General features: G+C 41.0%; 15 protein-coding genes. 8 read left to right on the forward strand and 7 right to left on the reverse strand.

Annotation, left to right across the window (positions count from 1 at the left end):
* The first annotated feature begins 3 nt into the window (after nucleotides 1–3).
* The 5 genes from menD to menE all read left to right on the forward strand — a co-directional run bounded on the left by menD (nucleotide 4) and on the right by menE (nucleotide 5,862).
* Nucleotides 4–1,710 (forward strand): 2-succinyl-5-enolpyruvyl-6-hydroxy-3-cyclohexene-1-carboxylic-acid synthase, encoded by a 1,707-nt coding sequence (menD, locus tag KO511_RS14980; RefSeq protein WP_215988237.1) that lies wholly within the window; start codon nucleotides 4–6, stop codon nucleotides 1,708–1,710.
* Nucleotides 1,700–2,494, forward strand: a complete 795-nt coding sequence (gene menH, locus KO511_RS14985) for a 2-succinyl-6-hydroxy-2,4-cyclohexadiene-1-carboxylate synthase (RefSeq protein WP_215988213.1) — start codon at nucleotides 1,700–1,702, stop codon at nucleotides 2,492–2,494. The genes menD and menH overlap by 11 nt, the downstream gene beginning before the upstream one ends.
* 15 nt (nucleotides 2,495–2,509) lie before the next feature.
* The gene (gene menB, locus KO511_RS14990) at nucleotides 2,510–3,376 is read left to right on the forward strand and encodes a 1,4-dihydroxy-2-naphthoyl-CoA synthase (RefSeq protein WP_215988238.1); all 867 of its coding nucleotides are present in this window, start codon (nucleotides 2,510–2,512) and stop codon (nucleotides 3,374–3,376) included.
* Between the two features lie 117 nt (nucleotides 3,377–3,493).
* Nucleotides 3,494–4,480 (forward strand): o-succinylbenzoate synthase, encoded by a 987-nt coding sequence (gene menC / locus KO511_RS14995; RefSeq protein ID WP_215988214.1) that lies wholly within the window; start codon nucleotides 3,494–3,496, stop codon nucleotides 4,478–4,480.
* Nucleotides 4,477–5,862, forward strand: a complete 1,386-nt coding sequence (gene menE / locus KO511_RS15000) for an o-succinylbenzoate--CoA ligase (protein WP_215988239.1) — start codon at nucleotides 4,477–4,479, stop codon at nucleotides 5,860–5,862. Before menC ends, menE begins: the two co-directional genes overlap by 4 nt.
* Nucleotides 5,863–5,906: 44 nt before the next feature.
* On the opposite strand, the gene phnR is transcribed toward menE, so the two are convergent.
* Nucleotides 5,907–6,611 carry a phosphonate utilization transcriptional regulator PhnR gene (gene phnR, locus KO511_RS15005; protein WP_215988215.1) on the reverse strand — a complete coding sequence of 235 codons (705 nt, stop codon included), beginning with the start codon at nucleotides 6,609–6,611 and terminating at the stop codon, nucleotides 5,907–5,909.
* A 205-nt stretch (nucleotides 6,612–6,816) separates the two neighbouring features.
* Here phnR and KO511_RS15010 point away from each other — a divergent pair, with 205 nt between their 5' ends.
* Nucleotides 6,817–6,999: a hypothetical protein gene (locus tag KO511_RS15010; RefSeq protein ID WP_215988216.1), complete on the forward strand. Its 183-nt coding sequence runs from the start codon at nucleotides 6,817–6,819 to the stop codon at nucleotides 6,997–6,999.
* Here KO511_RS15010 and KO511_RS15015 read toward each other — a convergent pair.
* From KO511_RS15015 to KO511_RS15025, 3 genes are all read right to left on the reverse strand, one after another.
* Nucleotides 6,996–7,919, reverse strand: coding sequence for a YeiH family protein (locus tag KO511_RS15015; RefSeq protein ID WP_215988217.1), 924 nt, complete (start codon nucleotides 7,917–7,919; stop codon nucleotides 6,996–6,998). The two genes, KO511_RS15010 and KO511_RS15015, sit on opposite strands and share 4 nt — an antisense overlap.
* A 130-nt stretch (nucleotides 7,920–8,049) precedes the next feature.
* Entirely contained in the window at nucleotides 8,050–9,921 is a 1,872-nt protein-coding gene (locus KO511_RS15020; protein ID WP_215988218.1) for an MFS transporter, read from the reverse strand.
* 26 nt (nucleotides 9,922–9,947) lie between these two features.
* Complete coding sequence (locus KO511_RS15025) at nucleotides 9,948–10,538, reverse strand: TetR/AcrR family transcriptional regulator (protein ID WP_215988219.1); 591 nt, start codon at nucleotides 10,536–10,538, stop codon at nucleotides 9,948–9,950.
* Nucleotides 10,539–10,730: 192 nt separating this feature from the next.
* Here KO511_RS15025 and KO511_RS15030 point away from each other — a divergent pair, with 192 nt between their 5' ends.
* Entirely contained in the window at nucleotides 10,731–11,600 is an 870-nt protein-coding gene (locus KO511_RS15030; RefSeq protein WP_215988220.1) for a Tim44 domain-containing protein, read from the forward strand.
* A gap of 129 nt (nucleotides 11,601–11,729) precedes the next feature.
* Here KO511_RS15030 and KO511_RS15035 read toward each other — a convergent pair whose 3' ends face one another.
* Nucleotides 11,730–12,515 carry a hypothetical protein gene (locus tag KO511_RS15035; RefSeq protein WP_215988221.1) on the reverse strand — a complete coding sequence of 262 codons (786 nt, stop codon included), beginning with the start codon at nucleotides 12,513–12,515 and terminating at the stop codon, nucleotides 11,730–11,732.
* Nucleotides 12,512–14,026, reverse strand: coding sequence for an NAD(P)-binding protein (locus KO511_RS15040; protein WP_215988222.1), 1,515 nt, complete (start codon nucleotides 14,024–14,026; stop codon nucleotides 12,512–12,514). The genes KO511_RS15035 and KO511_RS15040 overlap by 4 nt, the downstream gene beginning before the upstream one ends.
* Before the next feature lie 506 nt (nucleotides 14,027–14,532).
* On the opposite strand from KO511_RS15040, the gene KO511_RS15045 reads away from it, so the two are divergent.
* On the forward strand, nucleotides 14,533–17,154 hold the full coding sequence (locus tag KO511_RS15045; protein WP_215988223.1) for a non-ribosomal peptide synthetase: 2,622 nt from the start codon (nucleotides 14,533–14,535) through the stop codon (nucleotides 17,152–17,154).
* An 86-nt stretch (nucleotides 17,155–17,240) separates the two neighbouring features.
* On the opposite strand, the gene KO511_RS15050 is transcribed toward KO511_RS15045, so the two are convergent.
* Nucleotides 17,241–18,305 (reverse strand): PLP-dependent cysteine synthase family protein, encoded by a 1,065-nt coding sequence (locus KO511_RS15050; RefSeq protein ID WP_215988224.1) that lies wholly within the window; start codon nucleotides 18,303–18,305, stop codon nucleotides 17,241–17,243.
* Between the last annotated feature and the right edge of the window lie 97 nt (nucleotides 18,306–18,402).

The following is an 18,402-nucleotide window of genomic DNA, read 5'->3' on the forward strand; positions in this document are numbered from 1 at the left end:
ATGATGGACAAAAGCCAAGCAGTACTTAATCGAATCTGGAGCCAAGTACTACTTGAAGAATTGGTGCGTTTTGGGGTCGATGATGTGTGCATCGCTCCTGGCTCTAGGTCGACTCCTCTTGCGATTGAAGCTTGTGACAATAAACAATTGACGCTACATACTCACTTTGATGAACGAGGATTAGCATTTTTGGCTCACGGTTTATCTAAGGCAAGCAATAAGCCGGTTGCAATTATTGTCACTTCAGGGACCGCGGTCGCAAATCTATTGCCTGCGATTGTAGAAGCGAATCTAACAAGACAAAAGCTGGTTGTGATAACTGCAGATAGACCTATTGAACATATCAACTGTGGTGCTAATCAGGCGATTGTTCAGACAAATATTTTCTCATCCCATGTTCGGGAAAAAATTACGTTACCGAGCCCATCCACATCAGTACCGTTAAGTTGGCTGCTTACTTCTATTGATCAATTGATGTATCAGCAAGAAAAAGAAGGTGGAGTTATTCACTTTAATTGTCCTTTTCCTGAACCGTTGTATGAGTCATCGGCAAAAAGTATTTATCAGAGCTATATGGATACGATTCATACATGGTGGATTTCAGAGTTCCCCTTTAGCAATAAATCTATGGTCAGTCCGCCTGTTATGGCGCAAGATCCATCATTTTTTGCCGCTAGAGGAATCATTTTAGTTGGTGATGTCACTATAGAAGAAGCTAGGCTTGCAAAGCAGCTTGCTGAGACAGTAGGTTGGTCATGCTTGTGCGACCCTCAATCTGGGGTTTCCAGCGTCTTGGCACACTATGATATCTGGCTACAGTGCTCCGTGGCTAGAAAGTTTCTTAATCGAACGGAGATCATTCTTCAGTTTGGATCTCGCTTTATTTCGAAGAGACTTATCCAGTGGGTCAAGCAGCAAGTTGAAGAAAGGCAAGCACAATACCATTATGTTTCTTCTAAACCTGAACGCGATAATCCTAACCATTTGATGCAAATTCATCATGTATCAGAAATCTGTCTATGGATTGACAGTTGTTTATCTATCCATCGGCAGCCGATGGTTCCGTGGGCTGAAGAATTGGCGATGTACACTCGAAAAGTACGTACTCTTGCACAAGGTTATGCGATACCCAGCCAAGCTGTCACTGAAATTGGTTTGGCAACTACGTTAGAAAATTTACCAAATGATACACAAGTAGTGCTTGGAAATAGCCTATTTGTTCGTTTGGTAGACATGTTTGGTATCCTTCCAAGCATGAGAGTTTATAGTAATCGAGGGGCTTCAGGCATTGATGGATTAATTGCAACAGCTGCGGGAGTATTACGCTCGACCAATAGGCCCACTATCCTTTTTACGGGTGATACGTCTGCTTTGTACGATCTTAACTCATTGGCTCTATTAACTGATGTAAAAGCGCCTATTGTTGTGGCTGTAATCAATAATGATGGCGGGGCAATCTTTGATTTGCTGCCTATCTCTAAAGCACATAAGCGTAGACTTTATCAGATGCCGCATGGCTATCAGTTTGAATACGCAGCACAACAGTTTGGGCTTCATTATCAACAACCAATAACGCTCGCAGATTACAACGATACAGTTAAGCAACACCTTACCTGCGGGGAAGGGGCACTCGTGATTGAGTTGATAACACCTTCAAATCAAGCTGCAGTTCAGCTAAAAGAGGTGATTCAAAATATTAATGCTTGCTAGCCATTTTTATAACAGTGTGAATCGTGACAAGCTGCCGGTGATTGTTTGCTTACATGGATTGCTTGGAAGTAGTGGCGATTGGAGTAAATGCGCAGAACTTCTGTCTAGCTACCCAGTACTCTGTATTGATCTACCGGGACACGGGTTGAGCCAAAACATTCACTGTGACGATTTTAAATCGTGCTGCGATCAAATATCTCATGTTTTACATCACCAAATTCCTGACCAAGCACCTATAGTTTTATTGGGATACTCAATGGGGGCTCGAATCATGATGACTGGGCTCACAAGGCACTATTTTTCGGCTTTGAATATTCAACTGTTGATCTGCGAATCGGGTCATTTTGGCCTCGATAGTGAAGAACAAAAAAAACAGCGTTTTATCCATGACTCTTGTTGGGGAGCTCGTTTTACCAACGAAGCCATAGAAACGGTTCTCGATGACTGGTATCAGCAGCCGGTCTTCCAATTACTTAGCGATGAGCAGCGAAAAGCTTTGATTAGGCAACGCTTAAAAAATGTAGGCTCGTCAGTAGCTTCTATGCTCATGGCAACGACGCTCGCTAAACAAGATTTCCTACTCGACTCGCTTAAGAATCTAGCTATTCCTATACATTGTATATGTGGTGAAAAGGATAATAAATTCAATCAATTGAGTGTAAATAGTGGTTTGCCTTTCAGTTGCATTAATGAAGTAGGTCACAATGTTCATATTGAGGACCCGCAAGCCTTTACTAATATTGTTAAATCTAAAGTTAGTGCTTTAGGTTTAAGTGCCAGTTAAACAACAGGAATCATGATGTCAAAAACAGTCGGTCTTTCAGAAAAAGAGTTATATGCCCCCGTATATTGGCAAAAGTGTAGTGATGAATTTGAGGATATTCAGTACCACAAATCTGAAGATGGTATTGCGAAAATAACCATCGCCCGTCCTCAGGTTCATAATGCATTTCGGCCACAGACAGTTAATGAAATGATGAGAGCTTTAGTTGATGCTCGCTATGATCAAAGCGTGGGCGTTATTATACTGACAGGGATTGGTGAAAAGGCATTTTGTTCTGGAGGAGACCAAAAAATTCGTGGTGACTATGGTGGCTATACAGATGACTCAGGAATGCACCATCTAAATGTATTAGATTTTCAGCGCCAGATACGCACATGCCCTAAACCTGTTATTGCGTCAGTTTCGGGGTGGGCTGTTGGCGGAGGGCATGTTCTGCACATGATGTGTGACTTAACTATTGCAGCTGATAATGCACAATTTGGTCAAACAGGCCCTAAAGTCGGTTCTTTTGATGGTGGTTGGGGAGCTGCATACATGGCACGCATCGTAGGTCAGAAAAAAGCGCGAGAAATTTGGTTTTTATGCCGTTTTTATAACGCAGAAGAGGCTCTAAGTATGGGTCTTGTTAATACCGTGGTACCTGTAGATGAATTGGAGAGAGAAACGGTTCGCTGGTGCCGAGAAACGCTGCAACACAGCCCTATGGCACTTCGTTGCTTGAAAGCGGCCCTTAATGCAGACTGTGATGGTCAAGCTGGCCTACAAGAATTGGCTGGCAATGCGACAATGATGTTTTATATGACAGAAGAGGGTCAAGAGGGTCGTAATGCATTTAATGAAAAGCGTCGGCCTGATTTTAACCAGTTTCCACGTAATCCTTAATGTCATATGAACAAGGAAACGGATATGAGATACACATGTAAACCCCTATTTTTCTTTGGTTGGACCATAAGTTAGCAACTGCTAACAAATACAAAAATAAATATAAGGGATGTGGTTATGAAAACGGCCAAACTTTATCGCTATAAGCTGCCAATGGATAGCGGCGTGATATTGAGAGAGCGTAAGCTCACGGAACGAGAAGGCTTTGTGGTTGTATTGGAAAGCAATGGCCAAACTGGGAGAGGGGAAGTCGCACCATTGCCAGGGTTTAGTCATGAGAGCCTGGAAGATGTTTATCCGCAGTTGTTGGAACAATTGACGCTTTGGTATGGTGGACAGCCATTTAATTACCAAGCAGTACATCCATCGGTTGCTTTTGGTTTATCTATGGCTCAGCTAGAGCTTGATAAACTGCTGCCTGATACGGGCTATTATCAGGCTGCACCTTTATGTTCTGGTGATCCCGATGAGTTGTTACCCAAATTAAATGCTATGAGAGGTAACAAGGTTGCCAAGGTTAAGGTTGGGCTGTACGAGCCAAATCGTGATGGCTTGATAGTAAGTTTATTACTTGAATCAATTCCAGATCTAATTTTGCGCTTAGATGCTAACCGTGCATGGACCGCCGAGAAAGCGGAGCAGTTTGCCAAAAAAGTGGCTCCATCTCTACGTCAGAGAATCGCGTTTGTAGAAGAACCATGCGAAACTCCCGGTGATAGCTTCTCGTTTGCGATTAAAACTGGGATTGCAATTGCTTGGGATGAAACGCTTCAACATGCGATTCGACAGCCTGACTTTAAACTAGAAGATTTGGATGGTGCTAAAGCGATTGTCATTAAACCGACATTAATTGGCTCGGTTGAAGCTTGTATTGTGCTTATAGAGCGCGCTAAAACACTAGGAATAAAACCTATTGTTAGCTCAAGTATTGAGTCGACAATCGGATTAACCCAATTGGCTCGATTATCTCAATGGCAGTTACCTGATGAAATTCCTGGGCTGGATACAGTCGGATTATTTGCTGAGCAATTAGAGGTGAGTTGGCCCGGCTGCGAACTGCCTGTTTCTAGATTGGCAGACCACCAGTTATTGTGGCAGTTATAGTGGGCAGTCTTTCTCCAATCAAAGAATGGGCTAAGCTACGCCCTTTTTCTTTAGCCGTAAAGTCTCAAGATGTTGCATATGCTTGGGCAGAATTGGTTGACCAAGTAGATAGCGTAGCAGCTAGCTTAGCTTCTCAAGGCATCAAATCTGGGGAGGTATTGACTTGTGTGGGTAAAAATAGCTTAGACATGTTGCTCGTCTATCTAGCCTGTATGGAGTTGGGAGTAATTTGTGCTCCAGTCATGCCGCAGACCAAGCTTGGTTTTGAAGCTAAGTTGAGGGTGCTCTATGCAAAGCGAGTTGAAGTGAAAGTGTGGTGTACGCCCCCCAATTCTTCATTGATGATGTATTCCAATATAGAATTAGCCCCTTCCTGCCGTGATGAGTACTTAGTCGGTTATCACCTAGATAAGCCAGCATCGATCATATTTACATCAGGTTCGACTGGTGTTCCTAAGGCTGTGGTGCACACCTCGCGTCAACATCTGGCTTCAGCTGCTGGTTTGCTTGACAAACTCTTATTTACGCATGGGGATATTTGGTTACTCAGCCTACCTATCTATCATGTTTCTGGTCTCGCTATTGTTTATCGATGGCTATTTTCTGGCGCCACCCTAAAAGTTGCTAGTGGGGATTTTCAAAGCGATCTTTCTGACGTAACTCATGTGTCTTTTGTTGCTACTCAGCTTCAACGTGCAGTTGAGAATGATATATTGTCTGGGCTAACTCATGTATTGCTTGGAGGTAGCCATATCCCGCTTTCGTTGTGTCAGGAAGCATCAAATCGAGGCATTGAAACTTGGGTTGGTTACGGCATGACAGAAGCCGCTTCAACCGTGACGGTTAAGCTGGTAGATGGCAGTGATAGCGCAGGACAAGTTTTAAATAAACGACGGGTTAAACTGCAAGGTGAGCGGATTTATATTGCAGGAGAGATACTCGCTAGTGGCTATTATTACCAAGGTAAAATAGAGCCATTAACACATAGCGGTTGGTTTGATACTAAGGATTTGGGCCTATGGCAAAATGGCGGTTTGCGCATTATCGGTAGAGCGGATAATTTGTTTATATCTGGTGGTGAAAATATTCACTGCGAAGAAATTGAAGCGGTATTAAATCAAATGCCCCATGTTATTCAGTCGATTGTTGTACCAGTGGAAGATAAGGATTTTGGTCACAGGCCTGTTGCTGTCATTCAAAGTGAACTCAACATAAATATTGCCGATATTGAACGGAATCTAAGCACTGCACTGGTTAAGTTTAAATGGCCGATTGCCTATTACGAGATGCCTAAATACCTTTATTTAAATGAGATTAAGATATCACGTTTGGCGGTGAGACAGTGGACTTATCAGCATAGAGCTCAGTCAAACAACCTCTAGATATTTAAACTTTTATTAATATTTCCCGAATCAAAAAATGTTGGTTATAAATTGAATTCTGCAACAGACTCAATTCTGATGGCATCGTGACGCCAGCATTCAACCTGACAATCGATTAAATCACCTCCACGGTTGTAATTAGTTCGTTCAATGATCATGGCAGGGGTACCTGAGGTTGCGCGCAATGCTTGAGCGGTTTTTCCCAGCAAGGTGCTGGTTGAAATACGGTAATGAGAGTGATGATAGTTTACCCCGTAATGTTCTTTGTAGATATTTGTTAGCGAGCTTGATAAGTCATAGCTCAAAATGTTTGGTAAATACTTGGGGCTAATATAGTGGGTCACATACACAACGGGTCGATTTTCTAAGTAATGCACCCGATCGACATGATAAACATCTGAAAAAGGCTCCAAGTTTAATAAAGTAGTTGCTTGCTTGTTAGCTATCACTTTTTTAGCTGTCAGTAACTCGGTTTTTGGCATACGATTTTGTTGCTGTGCTGAGTTCGAAAAGCTTGATGCTTGTGTTGGATCGTAGCGTAAAGGTGGCGGTGATATGAACCAACCACGACGGTCTTCGCGATAAATTCGACCTTCTGCCTCAAGAAGAGATAAGGCTTCACGCAACGTAACACGTGTGGTATTGAATGATTCCGCTAGTTTACGCTCTGGAGGTAGTTTTTGGCGTGGAGAGAGCATACCGGCCTCAATTTGTTCTACAACTGAGTCTTTAATTTTTACGTATTGCACCAAGTATCCTTATTATCTCCGCCATGGTAGACCCTACGATAGCACCACACCAGACTATTATGTGTCATTGCTTTGAATTGTAACTGTGCATTTTCGAAACAAAACTTAGTTGAAATGGGTATTTCATAGTCCAAAAGTGTCTTTTCCATATTTATAACTCTATTTCATAATAATCGCTACGGATTAGGAAAATGGATATATAGAGATGATAGGTAAAACCATCATAGTGTTAGCCACCTTGCTACAGCTCATCGTCGCAATACAAAGCGAAGGACTTATTAGAGCATTATCTGAACTCTCTGCCTTCCTGCTTGTTGTCTCTTTGTTGATAATGTCGCGAGCAAAGAGACAAAGTGAAGGGAGTGAAAACCAAGCCTATAGATATTAGACGAGTAAAAGCCAAGCGAGTGAACTACAAGAAATAGCCACCCACAATGTAACACCAAATACGAGTGGTTTAGGGCCAGCAGATTTCAGTTTCTCTACCGAAATACTACAGCCAATCAAAAACAGGCATACCACTAATGTACGCTTGGCCACATCAAACAAGGTATGATAAACCACTTCATATTGTGGTAGGAGATCGCTAACGGCAATGGCTAAGCAGTAAAATAAAATGAAATAGGGGATGGTGATTTTTTTAGAGTCACTACGAAAAAGAAACGCACTGAAAAACGCGACTGGAATAATCCATAATGCTCTGGCTAGCTTCAGTGTAGTGGCTGTTGTTAATGCTTCTTCACCATAAGCAGATGCGGCACCGACCACAGATGAAGTATCGTGGATGGCTATGGCAGCCCATGTCCCAAAAGTATTTTGATCAAGACCAAGGGCGTGGCCAATAACAGGGAAGATAAATAGAGCTAATGAATTGAGTACAAATACTGTGGCAAGAGATAAACCGATTTGTCCATCATTGGCTTTTATAGCAGGCGCCACCGCAGCAATAGCGCTCCCTCCGCAGATTGCAGTGCCTGAGCATATCAAGTAGCCAGTTTTTTTATCCAGAGCGATGGCTTTTGCTACCCACCAACCAATTAGCAAAGTTCCGACGATTGTAGCGACAATCAGTCCTATCCCATCGGTAGTAACGGCTAATGCATCTTTAAAGTGGATCCCAAACCCTAGGCCAACTATAGAGTAAGCCAATAATTTTTTAGTTACCTTAGCAAGGTTAAAATTATGAGGGACCAAACCAAGTGTCGCGAGTAGAAAGCCAATAACAAGGGCGGTAGGAGAGGTAACAAAAGGGGTTAAGCAGGCTAACAAAGCAAGCCAGAACAAAAGCTGATTTTTTAACGTGTTCATCGAAAAATTATTTTTCATAAGTGGCTGTAAAGTGTAGCGGACTTTGGTAAATAAATAGATTTAAATGAGCTGAACAGTCGTTTAGAAAATCTGAACGTACAGGTAAAGCTCTGCCAATTTTTTCCAAACATTATTTCCAATTACCTCTTAGCCTTGTAACTTCAGAGAACATCTTTTCTGGTGTCGCATTAGCGGGTGAAACTGCTGGACCAGCTTCAACCTCTAATCTAGACCAAAAGCGGGATGGAAATCCACTACAAGCTTTTCCATTATAACGGCTAAAGAAACTACCCCATAACCCTTTGAGCGCAACTGGAACGACAGGCACATGACTACTTTTGAGAATAATATCCATTCCGCGCATAAATTCATTAATATCCCCTGTACTTGTCAGTCGACCTTCAGGGAAAACACAAACCAATTCTCCTTGTTGGAGTGCTTGTTCAATCTCACGAAAAGCATCACGGATAGAACTGTGGTTTGAAGCTGATATCGGTATTACTCCAGCTTTTTTGAGGAATCGGCGTAACAGGGGAAGGTTGGCATATTCTTCTTCCATTACAAAGCGAATCAGCCTCGGGAATGCGGCGCTGAGTAATAGAGCATCCATGTAACTTACATGATTACAAACAATTAAAGCACCTCCTTTCTCAGGTAGGTGATGTAAATTCTTATGTGTAACCCGGTACATCGTGTGTGTCATTGCCCATATAATGAAACGTACTGTGCGTATAGGTATTTGTCGTAATAAACGTATTGCAATGATCAGATTCATCGCAGAAAGAAGGAGAAAAAGTTGAGGAATGCTCAAATTGAGTAGTGTAAGACAAATGATTCCCAATATTGCACTGCCAACCATAAAGAGTGAGTTATAGATATTGAGAGCAGCGATAACTTGTGCACGCTGGTTAACTTTTGCTCGCTGTTGCATGAAAGCGTAAAGAGGAACGATAAATATCCCTCCTGAAAATCCCAGCATTAGTAAGGAAGCGTATACTGGCCATAGAGGGGGGTATAAAATAAAGTCACTGAAAGTGTGCATTTTGGGTAATGCGCTGGGTACTGATAACGCCATAGTCAAACCAAACAGAGAAATCCCCAAACAGCCAAGTGGGACAATGCCCAGTTCTATACGATGGTTAGATAATTTATCGCAGGCAAGAGAACCAAATGCCACACCAATCGAAAAAAGTGCCAAAAGAAAAGAAACAGCGCTTTCGTTACCATTGAGATATATTTTTGTAAAGTTAGGGAATTGTGTGAGGTAAGCGGCACCCAAAAACCAAAACCAGCTAATCGCCATTAAAGCTAGAAAGATTGAACGATCAGATTTAGCTATTGATATAGTATTACGAATTTGTTTTATGGGCTGCCAGCGAAACCTTAGCTTGGGTGCACTTGGAGCGGCTTTAGGAATAGCGCAGCTGGCAATATACCCAAGCAGGGCGAAAATAACCACACTGATTGCTGCAATATATTTTGCATTCTCTGTCGAAGCAATGATCCCTGCTCCTAAAGTACCCAATAGTATTGCCAAAAAAGTGCCTGTTTCCACCAGTGCATTACCAGGTACCAGTTCTTGTGGTTTCAGCTGTTGAGGGAGAAGTGCGTATTTTACCGGCCCAAAAAATGCTGATTGTGTCCCCATTAAAAAAAGTAGGATCAGAAGGATAATATAGCTTTCGGTAATAAAACCAATTGCACCGAGGCACATGATGCCAATTTCGACAAGTTTTACTTTACGGATGAACCACGATTTTTCGTATTTATCTGCCAATACTCCAGCAGATGCTGAAAAGAGAAAGAAAGGGAGTATGAATAAACCAGCAGCAAGATTGATGAAAAGATCACTGGAAATAGGGAGTGCATCGGCACCAGTGAAAGCAACAAACAATAGCAAAACGTTTTTAAAAATATTGTCGTTAAATGCCCCAAAAAATTGAGTAATAAAGTAGGGGAAAAATCGCCTTTTTCCTAACAGCGAAGTTTGATTGTTTGACATGCTAGCCCTTTTCTTTTAAGAGAAATTCACCAATTCGCGATATAGCTAGAAAGAAGGTTGTCAATTAGCTTTTTTCCATCAATTGGCTCTGCAGCAAAAAATTTATCATCGACACTGAGCAAAGTAATCCCATGTACTCCAGACCAGAGAACACGGCTTGCTTGTAACACTTCTTTTTTGTTTCGCTGAGGGGCTAATTGAGATAGAAGCTGTTCAAGCATCCCTGTCATATTGGCAATTCTTTCTGCTTGCCAGTCTGGCAATACAGCGCCATTCATATTGTGCTCAAAAATAAGCTGCCATCTATGAGGGTGTAATTGAGCAAAGTCGTGATAACAATAAGCGAGCTGAAACAAAGCTGATTTAGTGTCTGGGCTTTGCTCTACGACTAGTTTTGCCTCACTGGCTAATTCGTCAAGAGTTTGAGCAACTGCATGGAGTAAGAGGAGGTTGTAGTTACCAAAGACGTTAACAAGCGTACTTGGTACATAACCAATCATATTCGCGACTTTACGCAGACTAAGTTCGTGATAAGAATTGTCACTGAGGAAGTCCTTAACGGTTTCTAACGTGAGTGCGATCAGCTCTTCACGTGTATGATCGTTTCTACGTGCCATGACATAAAGTCTAAAAATGAACAATGTTCAATATTCTATCAGGCTCAAAGCTTAGCGCAACTGAGCTAGAGTTAAATTTGCAACACTTTGATACATGTCTCTACATTCATAGTATTTTCTTCTTGTGATACAAAGGCTATTATTGCAGAGTTAGTATAATTATTACCTCATTTGTTAACCCTAAGGCAAAATATGAAAAGATTTTTTTCCCTTGTCGCCCTGCTGATGGTATCTGTTGCCATTACTCCGATCGCTGAAGCTAAGAAGTTTGGTGGTGGCAAGTCATTTGGTAAAAGCTATAAAACAGCCCCTGCGCCAAAACAACAAAACACTAACACACTCGGCAAAGATCAAGCGACTAAGTCGCCAAGTTCAAGTAAAAAAGGCTTAATGGGTGGTTTATTAGGCGGCTTACTTGCTGGTGGTCTTCTGGCGGCATTTTTTGGTGGTGCGTTTGAAGGTATTCAGTTTATGGATATTCTCATTATGGGCCTAGTTGCATTTGTTATCTTCAAGCTAATGAAGGGCTTTCTTGGAGCAAAACAAGGCAGTATAAATCAGCACAAACAGCAACCTGCATTTGGTGGTTCTGCGCCTAAGTTTGAGCAACCAAATGTCCATAATTTTGAGCAGCAGCCACAAACAGCAACACAAGGTGGTGGCTTTGGTGCTACCAATGACGTACCAAATAATTTTCCACCAGGCTTTGATCAGTCAGCCTTTATTAATGGTGCTCGTGAACATTACCGTGTTCTTCAAGGTGCGTGGAATCACAACCAGCTTGAAACAATCCAGGAATATGTATCACTAAGCTTGTTTGCAGACCTGCAGCAAGAACGTGCGAAGCTTGAAGTTGAACAACACACTGATGTTATGTATGTAGATGCCGAGATTGTTCGAGCTGATCATGATGCTAACAAAGCTCAACTAAGTATACAATTTAGCGGTCGATACCGTGATACAGTTGAAAACGTCGAAGAAAATATTGAAGATATTTGGCACTTAGAACGTGATCTGACAACTGAAAATGCTCCTTGGTTAATCGTTGGCATACAAGGATAACTTCATTTTTTATATTAAGCGCCCAAGCCATTTGCTTGGGCGTTTTTGTATTATATGTGTTCGGTAAATTTTAAGTCTGTATCAGAAGCAACAAAATATTAGCCTCCTTAACTAAATTAATTGGGCTAATCACAAAAGGGTACAAAGGCATACAAACGCCAAGGTGAACATTAAGCGCGGTATTAACCACTGAGCTTGTTTGGAACTAACAATCACGGCCACCTTCTCTAGACGAACGAAATTTTTACCTCCCCAATTTGGCGATTTGAAGTCAAAGCATAGGCTTAAGAATAAGAAGTGGCTTGCTGTGATGATTCGGGCGTGGAAGAAATCATCGGAAAATATAGCAACTATGTATGAAGCAACATGAAGCGTGGATAACGTCATTTTGGGTAAGATGTGTTTGTATTCAACAAATAACAATTGTACCAACCATGCGCCATATATTACTTTAAGCTGCCATGACACGGGAGTGCCAAGTAATAATAGTTCAGCGCCTCCAAAGTGCTGAGTAGTCAAGCTTCCATAAATCCACTGTGCGATGGCCCCAGCTAGACAGATAGAAATAACAATGGATAGATATGCTTGCTTTTTGAGTTGAACCCAAATAAAACCACCAGCTTGAACGATAAAAAATATCATCAATGCATTGTCTAGATATGGAATATCGATCCATTGTGCAACCATTAAAAAACAGATCAAATTGAATCCTGACTCTAACCAAAGAATCCGTTTTATTTCACCACTATTATCTACTGGTTTAACAAGAGGCCAAAACACAAGAGGTAATAAGAGCGTTAGCAATAATGTTAGCCACATAGAGCTTTGAACAACGTGATAGTAACCGCTTGCATACACCAAGCTTAATATGAGGAATAATGCTGTTGAAAGAGGAGGGATCATTATCTCTTTCATGCTATTGCCGCTCGCTTCACAATTGTCTCTGCACATAATCGAACAGTTTCAACGCAGCGTTCTAGGGTAACTGGAACACGCCAGCTTTGTTTTGGATCAAACAGGTATTCACCGACAAAGAATAGATTATTACACTTGCTAGAAGTTAATGGCTGGCGACTTTTAGCCCTTGGCTGAGTGAGAGCATGTTGAAAAACCCAGTGTTTAGGCTCACCATTTTCATTACGTAATACGTCACCTTTAAACCAACTTGAATACTTAGTATTTAGCTCTTCAGGATCCACTAATTCTGCCCCTGGACCAGGATGAAAACTTTCGTAATAGACGCTGTTGAGGAGTTTTGTGTTGCCAAATATTTGAATCAGGAGTTCATCCCTTATTTGAGATTTGTTGCAATCTATTAAAGGGAGCTGGTTTTGGTTTCCTCCAGTACAACTAAGATTCGTCGCGGTAATAGATAAGCAAATACGTTCACTATGAGCGGCCTGTCGTCTTGTAACGCTGTAACTCAACCCCCAAACCGAGTCGATAACAATCCCTACCGTTTTGTTGTCTAATTCTTCTGGCATGGCAGAGAAGTGGAATTGAAAACCGTGACTAAAAATATAGTCATAATCAAGATCTGTACAGTGCTCACCAAGCAAATTATGTGTGACGTGAGCCGGGAGAGCTGATACAAACAAATCGGCTTCAATACTTTGTCCACAGGTTAGGTGTACTTTGTCGATAAGCGAGTTAGTAGTATTTAGGTTTAGATAATCCACTTCACAGTTGAAATGAAAGCTGACACCTTGAGATTCAAGATATTTGATCAGGGGCGTAATGATAGCGTCACTAATGGGTTCTCGAATACCAAGGCTATAAGCACCCGGTGCATCTGGGTGTAGTTCTCCAGTTTTATTGTTGAGAAGATCCAATACTGAAAGAGCTGGAGTATTGTCAGTTGCTCCGATCCACCCAAGTAGTACTGGCTTTAAAAATGCACCTAATTGAGTTCTAAATTGGTATTCAAAGTATTCACTAACAGGTGTATCCAAGAGCTTAGAGTGGTTTTCTTCACTTGTTAGCCTTTTTTTAAACCATAAGATATCTTTGAGTGGCACGTCAGCATAGAACATTGCGTAAGCTGATTTTGCATCATCAAGTAATTTCTCTATTACATTAAAATAAGCTCTTTGAAACTGCATCGTCTTTACAGGCTTTCCCCAGTGAAACTGAACTTTCTCTTGTGGGTATAGCGAATCAAAACAGCTTCCCTTGGAAGACGGAATTTCCTTTAAAAAGTCGATAAGATTTTTATTTTTGGCAAAAAACTGACGATGTGTGAGCTCGTGTACGATCCCGTCTTTTTCTGTACCAATGCATTTCCCGCCTGCGTAGGACTCCTTGTCGTATATTGCTACTTCAAAACCATGTTTAAGGCATTCGTGAGCCATGGCTAGCCCTGAGAATCCAGCACCTAGAATAGCGATGCGCTGCTTACTTGACTGTCGAGAATGAGAGTTTGGCATATAGTTTTCTTCTTTCTAATAACTCGAAATTTTGCTGATTTAACTAACAAGTACAGAGTTAATGGGGCTTGTGATGGCGCTCTACTAGATACTTTTATAAGAGCTGTTTTATTTAAATAACTGAAATGAATGGAACAATTTATTTGTTGTTGTGATGCGTGGTTGTATTGATAATACATATGCATTCGAGCGATATTCAACTGCGATTGTGTTTCATTCTGTTTCATATTGTTGTGATATGTGTATGTTTTTATATTTGGGTGTGACTGAAGAAACGATTTTAAATGGGTATTCAGTGAGACATGTGGTAAGAAAGCGGCGAGTAAGTTACTCATCATTTCCGATTGATAAGCGGTCAATTCGAGGTTGTGGGTTCAATAAGTCCTAACTTTTTCTATCCAGGTTTTAGCCACCAGCCATTACCGTAAGATCACAAGTTTCAAAAGTAAGCACTCTAAAAGGCTGTGGTGGTAGCTGACATACAAGCACAAAAATGAGGAATAAAAATGCCTATAAAACGTACTCAAAAATCATCATCGCACTGGAAAGAAATTGATTCTTGGGGTGGTGTAAATGATTTATCAGTAATGTTAAGTTCCCCTATAAACCTTAATGAAATTAAGAAGGTTGAAAATAAGCTTACGCAACATCTTGAGATTAAGGGTGAAGAATACCAACGTTTGAAAGATAGCTGCCAATCTTTGGGTGTGACAGTCAATACAGTATTGCAGTTTGCATGGCACAAACTTATTAATATTTATACAGGTGATGAGTGTACCATTGTAGGTACAACTGCATCTGGTACAGATATTCTTATGCCAGATTCTGAATTAAGCGCCAGTCCGTTTGTAAAAACATTACCTCTACTTATAGACTGGCCATCAACTGCGACTGTGGTTGATATGGTTCAGCTGATGCAGGCCCAAATTAACCTTTTCGATAGCTATAGTGAAGTGCCTGTATTTGGCCTAGATTCTAACGAAGAAAAGCTTTTTCATAGCTTAATAATTTTTCAGGATCACGCGATGTTAGATGTAGATACATCTAAGGAGAAGGACAATTTTGCCAAGTGGTTATCTTTGCGAAAAATTACAGGAAAACTTGATGTACCTCTGGTCATCGTGGCAAATGAAAATGGGTATAGACTAACGATTGAATTTGATTATGATGTTGATTGGCTAAGCAAGAAAGATTCAAAGCGTCTAATTAAGCAGCTTCATAAATTGTTGCTGGCAGTATATGTATCTCCTTATGAATTACATAGTCAATTACTAGTGCTTGATGAGGCTGAGTGCGTAACAGTATTAAAAACATTTAACGACACGAAAACGACTTATCCTCATGAGAAGATGATTTATGAAGTGTTTGAAGATCAGGTACTAAAGACGCCAAATAAAATTGCTTTGTCGATGGATGGAGAGGCGCTGACGTATGATGAATTAAACCAACGAGCCAACCAGATTGCAAGACGTATCGAAGCATTACACCAAACTATATATGGTGTAATACCAGTAGATAAATTTGTAGCTTTGTTCTTTGATCGTAGTATTGAAATGATTGTGAGCATTTTAGCTGTGCTCAAAGCTGGATCTGCGTATGTCCCCATCTCCCCCGATTTTCCTAGTGAAAGGGTGGATTTTATTATTCAAGATACCCAAGCTCCACTAATTTTGACACACAGACCTAAGCTATTGCAGATTCGTGGAATAATTAAGCATCACAACCTTAGTACTAACGTATTGTGCTCTGATGATATGGCTAAAAATAAAGGTTATTCAGGGAATAATCGTAGCCTTAATCGCTGTTCTACTGATCTTGCTTATGTCATTTATACTTCTGGTACCACAGGGAAACCAAAAGGTGTTTTAATTGAACATCATAGCGTAGTGAATTTAATTCAAGGTTTAATGCAGACTTATCCAGTTAATGATTTGGATGTCACCTTAATGGTGCCAAATTATATCTTTGATGCATCAGTTGAAGAGTTATTTGTGACGTTGTTTAGTGGTGCCAAATTAGTGTTACCCCATGAAGAAGACATTTTGTCGCCAAGTCGTCTTCAAGTTTTAATTGATGAGAACCAAGTAACACGCTTTGAGGCAACACCAACTTGGTTAGGAAGTATGGTTAATTTAATCAATTGGCCAAAGATGGTTGTTATTGCTGGTGGAGAAGCATTACCCAAAGGACTGATTCATCCAAATTGGCGTTTAATAAATACCTATGGGCCAACGGAAGCGACGGTTACCAGCCATTATTTTGTGAGTGATGATGAGACAGTCAGTGACATTATTCCAATAGGTAAAGCTCTACATAACTATCAGTCATTTGTGCTTAATAACGCACAACAATTACTCCCTATTGGAGCAGTAGGGGAGCTTTATATCGGCGGCGTTGGCATTGGTAGGGGGTACTTGAATCGTCCTCAATTAACCCAAGAACGCTTTATTAAAAACCCATTTGCAAACCCAGCAGATAAAGCTGAAGGTTTCGACCGTTTATATAAAACAGGGGATCTGGTGCGTTGGTTACCTGATGGCAATATAGAGTACCTTGGGCGAGAGGATAAACAGGTGAAAATCAGAGGTTATCGAATTGAGTTAGGTGAGATAACTAGTGTACTGAATACACTTGCATGTGTTCAACAATCGGCTGTTATAGATGTACATGATGCGGTAGGGCAAGCCTTAGTTGGTTATGTAGTGCCTAAAAATGAAAAGTGTAATACTGAACTACTGCATACTGAACTTAGTAAGCTGCTTCCAGGTTATATGGTGCCATCGACTTTTGTAATACTTGAGCGCATTCCATTTACTTTGAGTGGCAAACTAGATCAAAGAGCACTTCCTAAACCCGAGCGGGAAAAACGTGTTGATATAGTACTCCCAGAAAATAAGCATGAGTTACAGCTAGCTGAGATCTGGCAGAACTTACTTGGTATGAGTGAAGTAGGGGTAACCGATAATTTCTTCCAATTAGGAGGTAACTCAATTTTAAGCGTTCGATTGATGGCAGAAATATTAAATAAAATGTATCAAGATATTGAATTGAAGTCTTTCTTATTAGCTCCAACAATTAGAGATTTAGCTAAACATATAGAAAATAATAAAGTTATTGAAAATCAATAGGCTAAATATTTCTTGGAAGAAAATACTGTAGTCAATTAGCAAAGCAACGCCGCCAGTTGGGCGGCGTTTAATTAAAAGCGGGTGGGTTAAATTTGACCGGTTTTTTCAAATTGGCTTAATTTTTTGAGGTAAGGCTGTAAGTCACCAACGTTTTGCTTAATCCAGTTAGTGTCAAAATAAGTATCTAGGTAACGTTCCCCGCTATCACACAGGAGAGTGACAATAGAACCTGTTTCTCCTCGATACTTCATTTCACTGGCCAGTTGTAGAGCCCCATAAAGATTGGTTCCGGTTGAAGCGCCAACTTTTCGGCTAAGTATTTTCTCAAGCCAGTGAGCTGTCGCGACAGAAGCTGCATCTGGAATAGTGCGCATCTCGTCAATCACACCGGGAATAAAGCTAGGCTCGACACGTGGCCTTCCTATCCCCTCAATCTTGCTACCGTGATTACTAGTTATAGTAGGGTCACCATTGTCAAAAAATGAGTGGAACACTGAATTCTCAGGATCCACAACACAAAGTTTGGTGGCATGTTGCTGATAGCGAATAAAACGCCCTATGGTTGCAGAGGTGCCGCCAGTACCAGGGCTCATGACTACCCATTTAGGCACAGGATGAGTCTCTAATTGCATTTGACTGAAAATAGAATTGGCGATGTTGTTGTTTCCTCGCCAATCTGTCGCTCGCTCTGCATAGGTAAACTGATCCATGTAGTGGCCATTGAGTTCACCTGCCAGTCGGTGTGATTCTGCGTAGATTTGATCTGAACGTTCAACTAAATGGGCTTGGCCACCATAAAATTCAATTTGTTCGATTTTCTTTTTCGCGGTGCACTTTGGCATCACGGCAATGAAGGGTAGGCCAATCAAGCGCGAGAAATACGCTTCAGAAATGGCGGTGCTTCCAGAAGAAGACTCAATGATGGTTGTTTTAGGGCCGACCCAACCATTACAAAGGGCATATAGGAAAAGCGAACGAGCTAAGCGGTGTTTAAGAGAACCAGTTGGGTGCGTGCTCTCATCTTTAAGATAGATATCAATGCCACTTATGCTTGGTAAATCGAGCTTAATGAGGTGTGTATCTGCTGATCTTTGAAAGTCAGCCTCAATTTTTTTTATCGCGTTGTTAATCCAATCGTGATTTTTACACATGCTACACCATCCTTGGCCTCTGAAAGCTAATATTTTACCTACAAAATAAGAGAAAAGCTTTGCTTATCTTCTGCACATCTGCTTTATTTGGAGAAAA

The sequence above is a fragment of the Vibrio hepatarius genome, assembly GCF_018860525.1.
Classification (GTDB): domain Bacteria; phylum Pseudomonadota; class Gammaproteobacteria; order Enterobacterales; family Vibrionaceae; genus Vibrio; species Vibrio hepatarius_B.

Coding starts and splice junctions, on each gene's coding strand:
- menD (WP_215988237.1), top strand. CDS start 4: ATGGACAAAAGCCAAGCAGTACTTAATCGAATCTGGAGCCAAGTACTA.
- menH (WP_215988213.1), top strand. CDS start 1,700: ATGCTTGCTAGCCATTTTTATAACAGTGTGAATCGTGACAAGCTGCCG.
- menB (WP_215988238.1), top strand. CDS start 2,510: ATGTCAAAAACAGTCGGTCTTTCAGAAAAAGAGTTATATGCCCCCGTA.
- menC (WP_215988214.1), top strand. CDS start 3,494: ATGAAAACGGCCAAACTTTATCGCTATAAGCTGCCAATGGATAGCGGC.
- KO511_RS15010 (WP_215988216.1), top strand. CDS start 6,817: ATGATAGGTAAAACCATCATAGTGTTAGCCACCTTGCTACAGCTCATC.
- KO511_RS15015 (WP_215988217.1), bottom strand. CDS start 7,919: ATGAACACGTTAAAAAATCAGCTTTTGTTCTGGCTTGCTTTGTTAGCC.
- KO511_RS15020 (WP_215988218.1), bottom strand. CDS start 9,921: ATGTCAAACAATCAAACTTCGCTGTTAGGAAAAAGGCGATTTTTCCCC.
- KO511_RS15025 (WP_215988219.1), bottom strand. CDS start 10,538: ATGGCACGTAGAAACGATCATACACGTGAAGAGCTGATCGCACTCACG.
- KO511_RS15030 (WP_215988220.1), top strand. CDS start 10,731: ATGAAAAGATTTTTTTCCCTTGTCGCCCTGCTGATGGTATCTGTTGCC.
- KO511_RS15035 (WP_215988221.1), bottom strand. CDS start 12,515: ATGAAAGAGATAATGATCCCTCCTCTTTCAACAGCATTATTCCTCATA.
- KO511_RS15040 (WP_215988222.1), bottom strand. CDS start 14,026: ATGCCAAACTCTCATTCTCGACAGTCAAGTAAGCAGCGCATCGCTATT.
- KO511_RS15045 (WP_215988223.1), top strand. CDS start 14,533: ATGCCTATAAAACGTACTCAAAAATCATCATCGCACTGGAAAGAAATT.
- KO511_RS15050 (WP_215988224.1), bottom strand. CDS start 18,305: ATGTGTAAAAATCACGATTGGATTAACAACGCGATAAAAAAAATTGAG.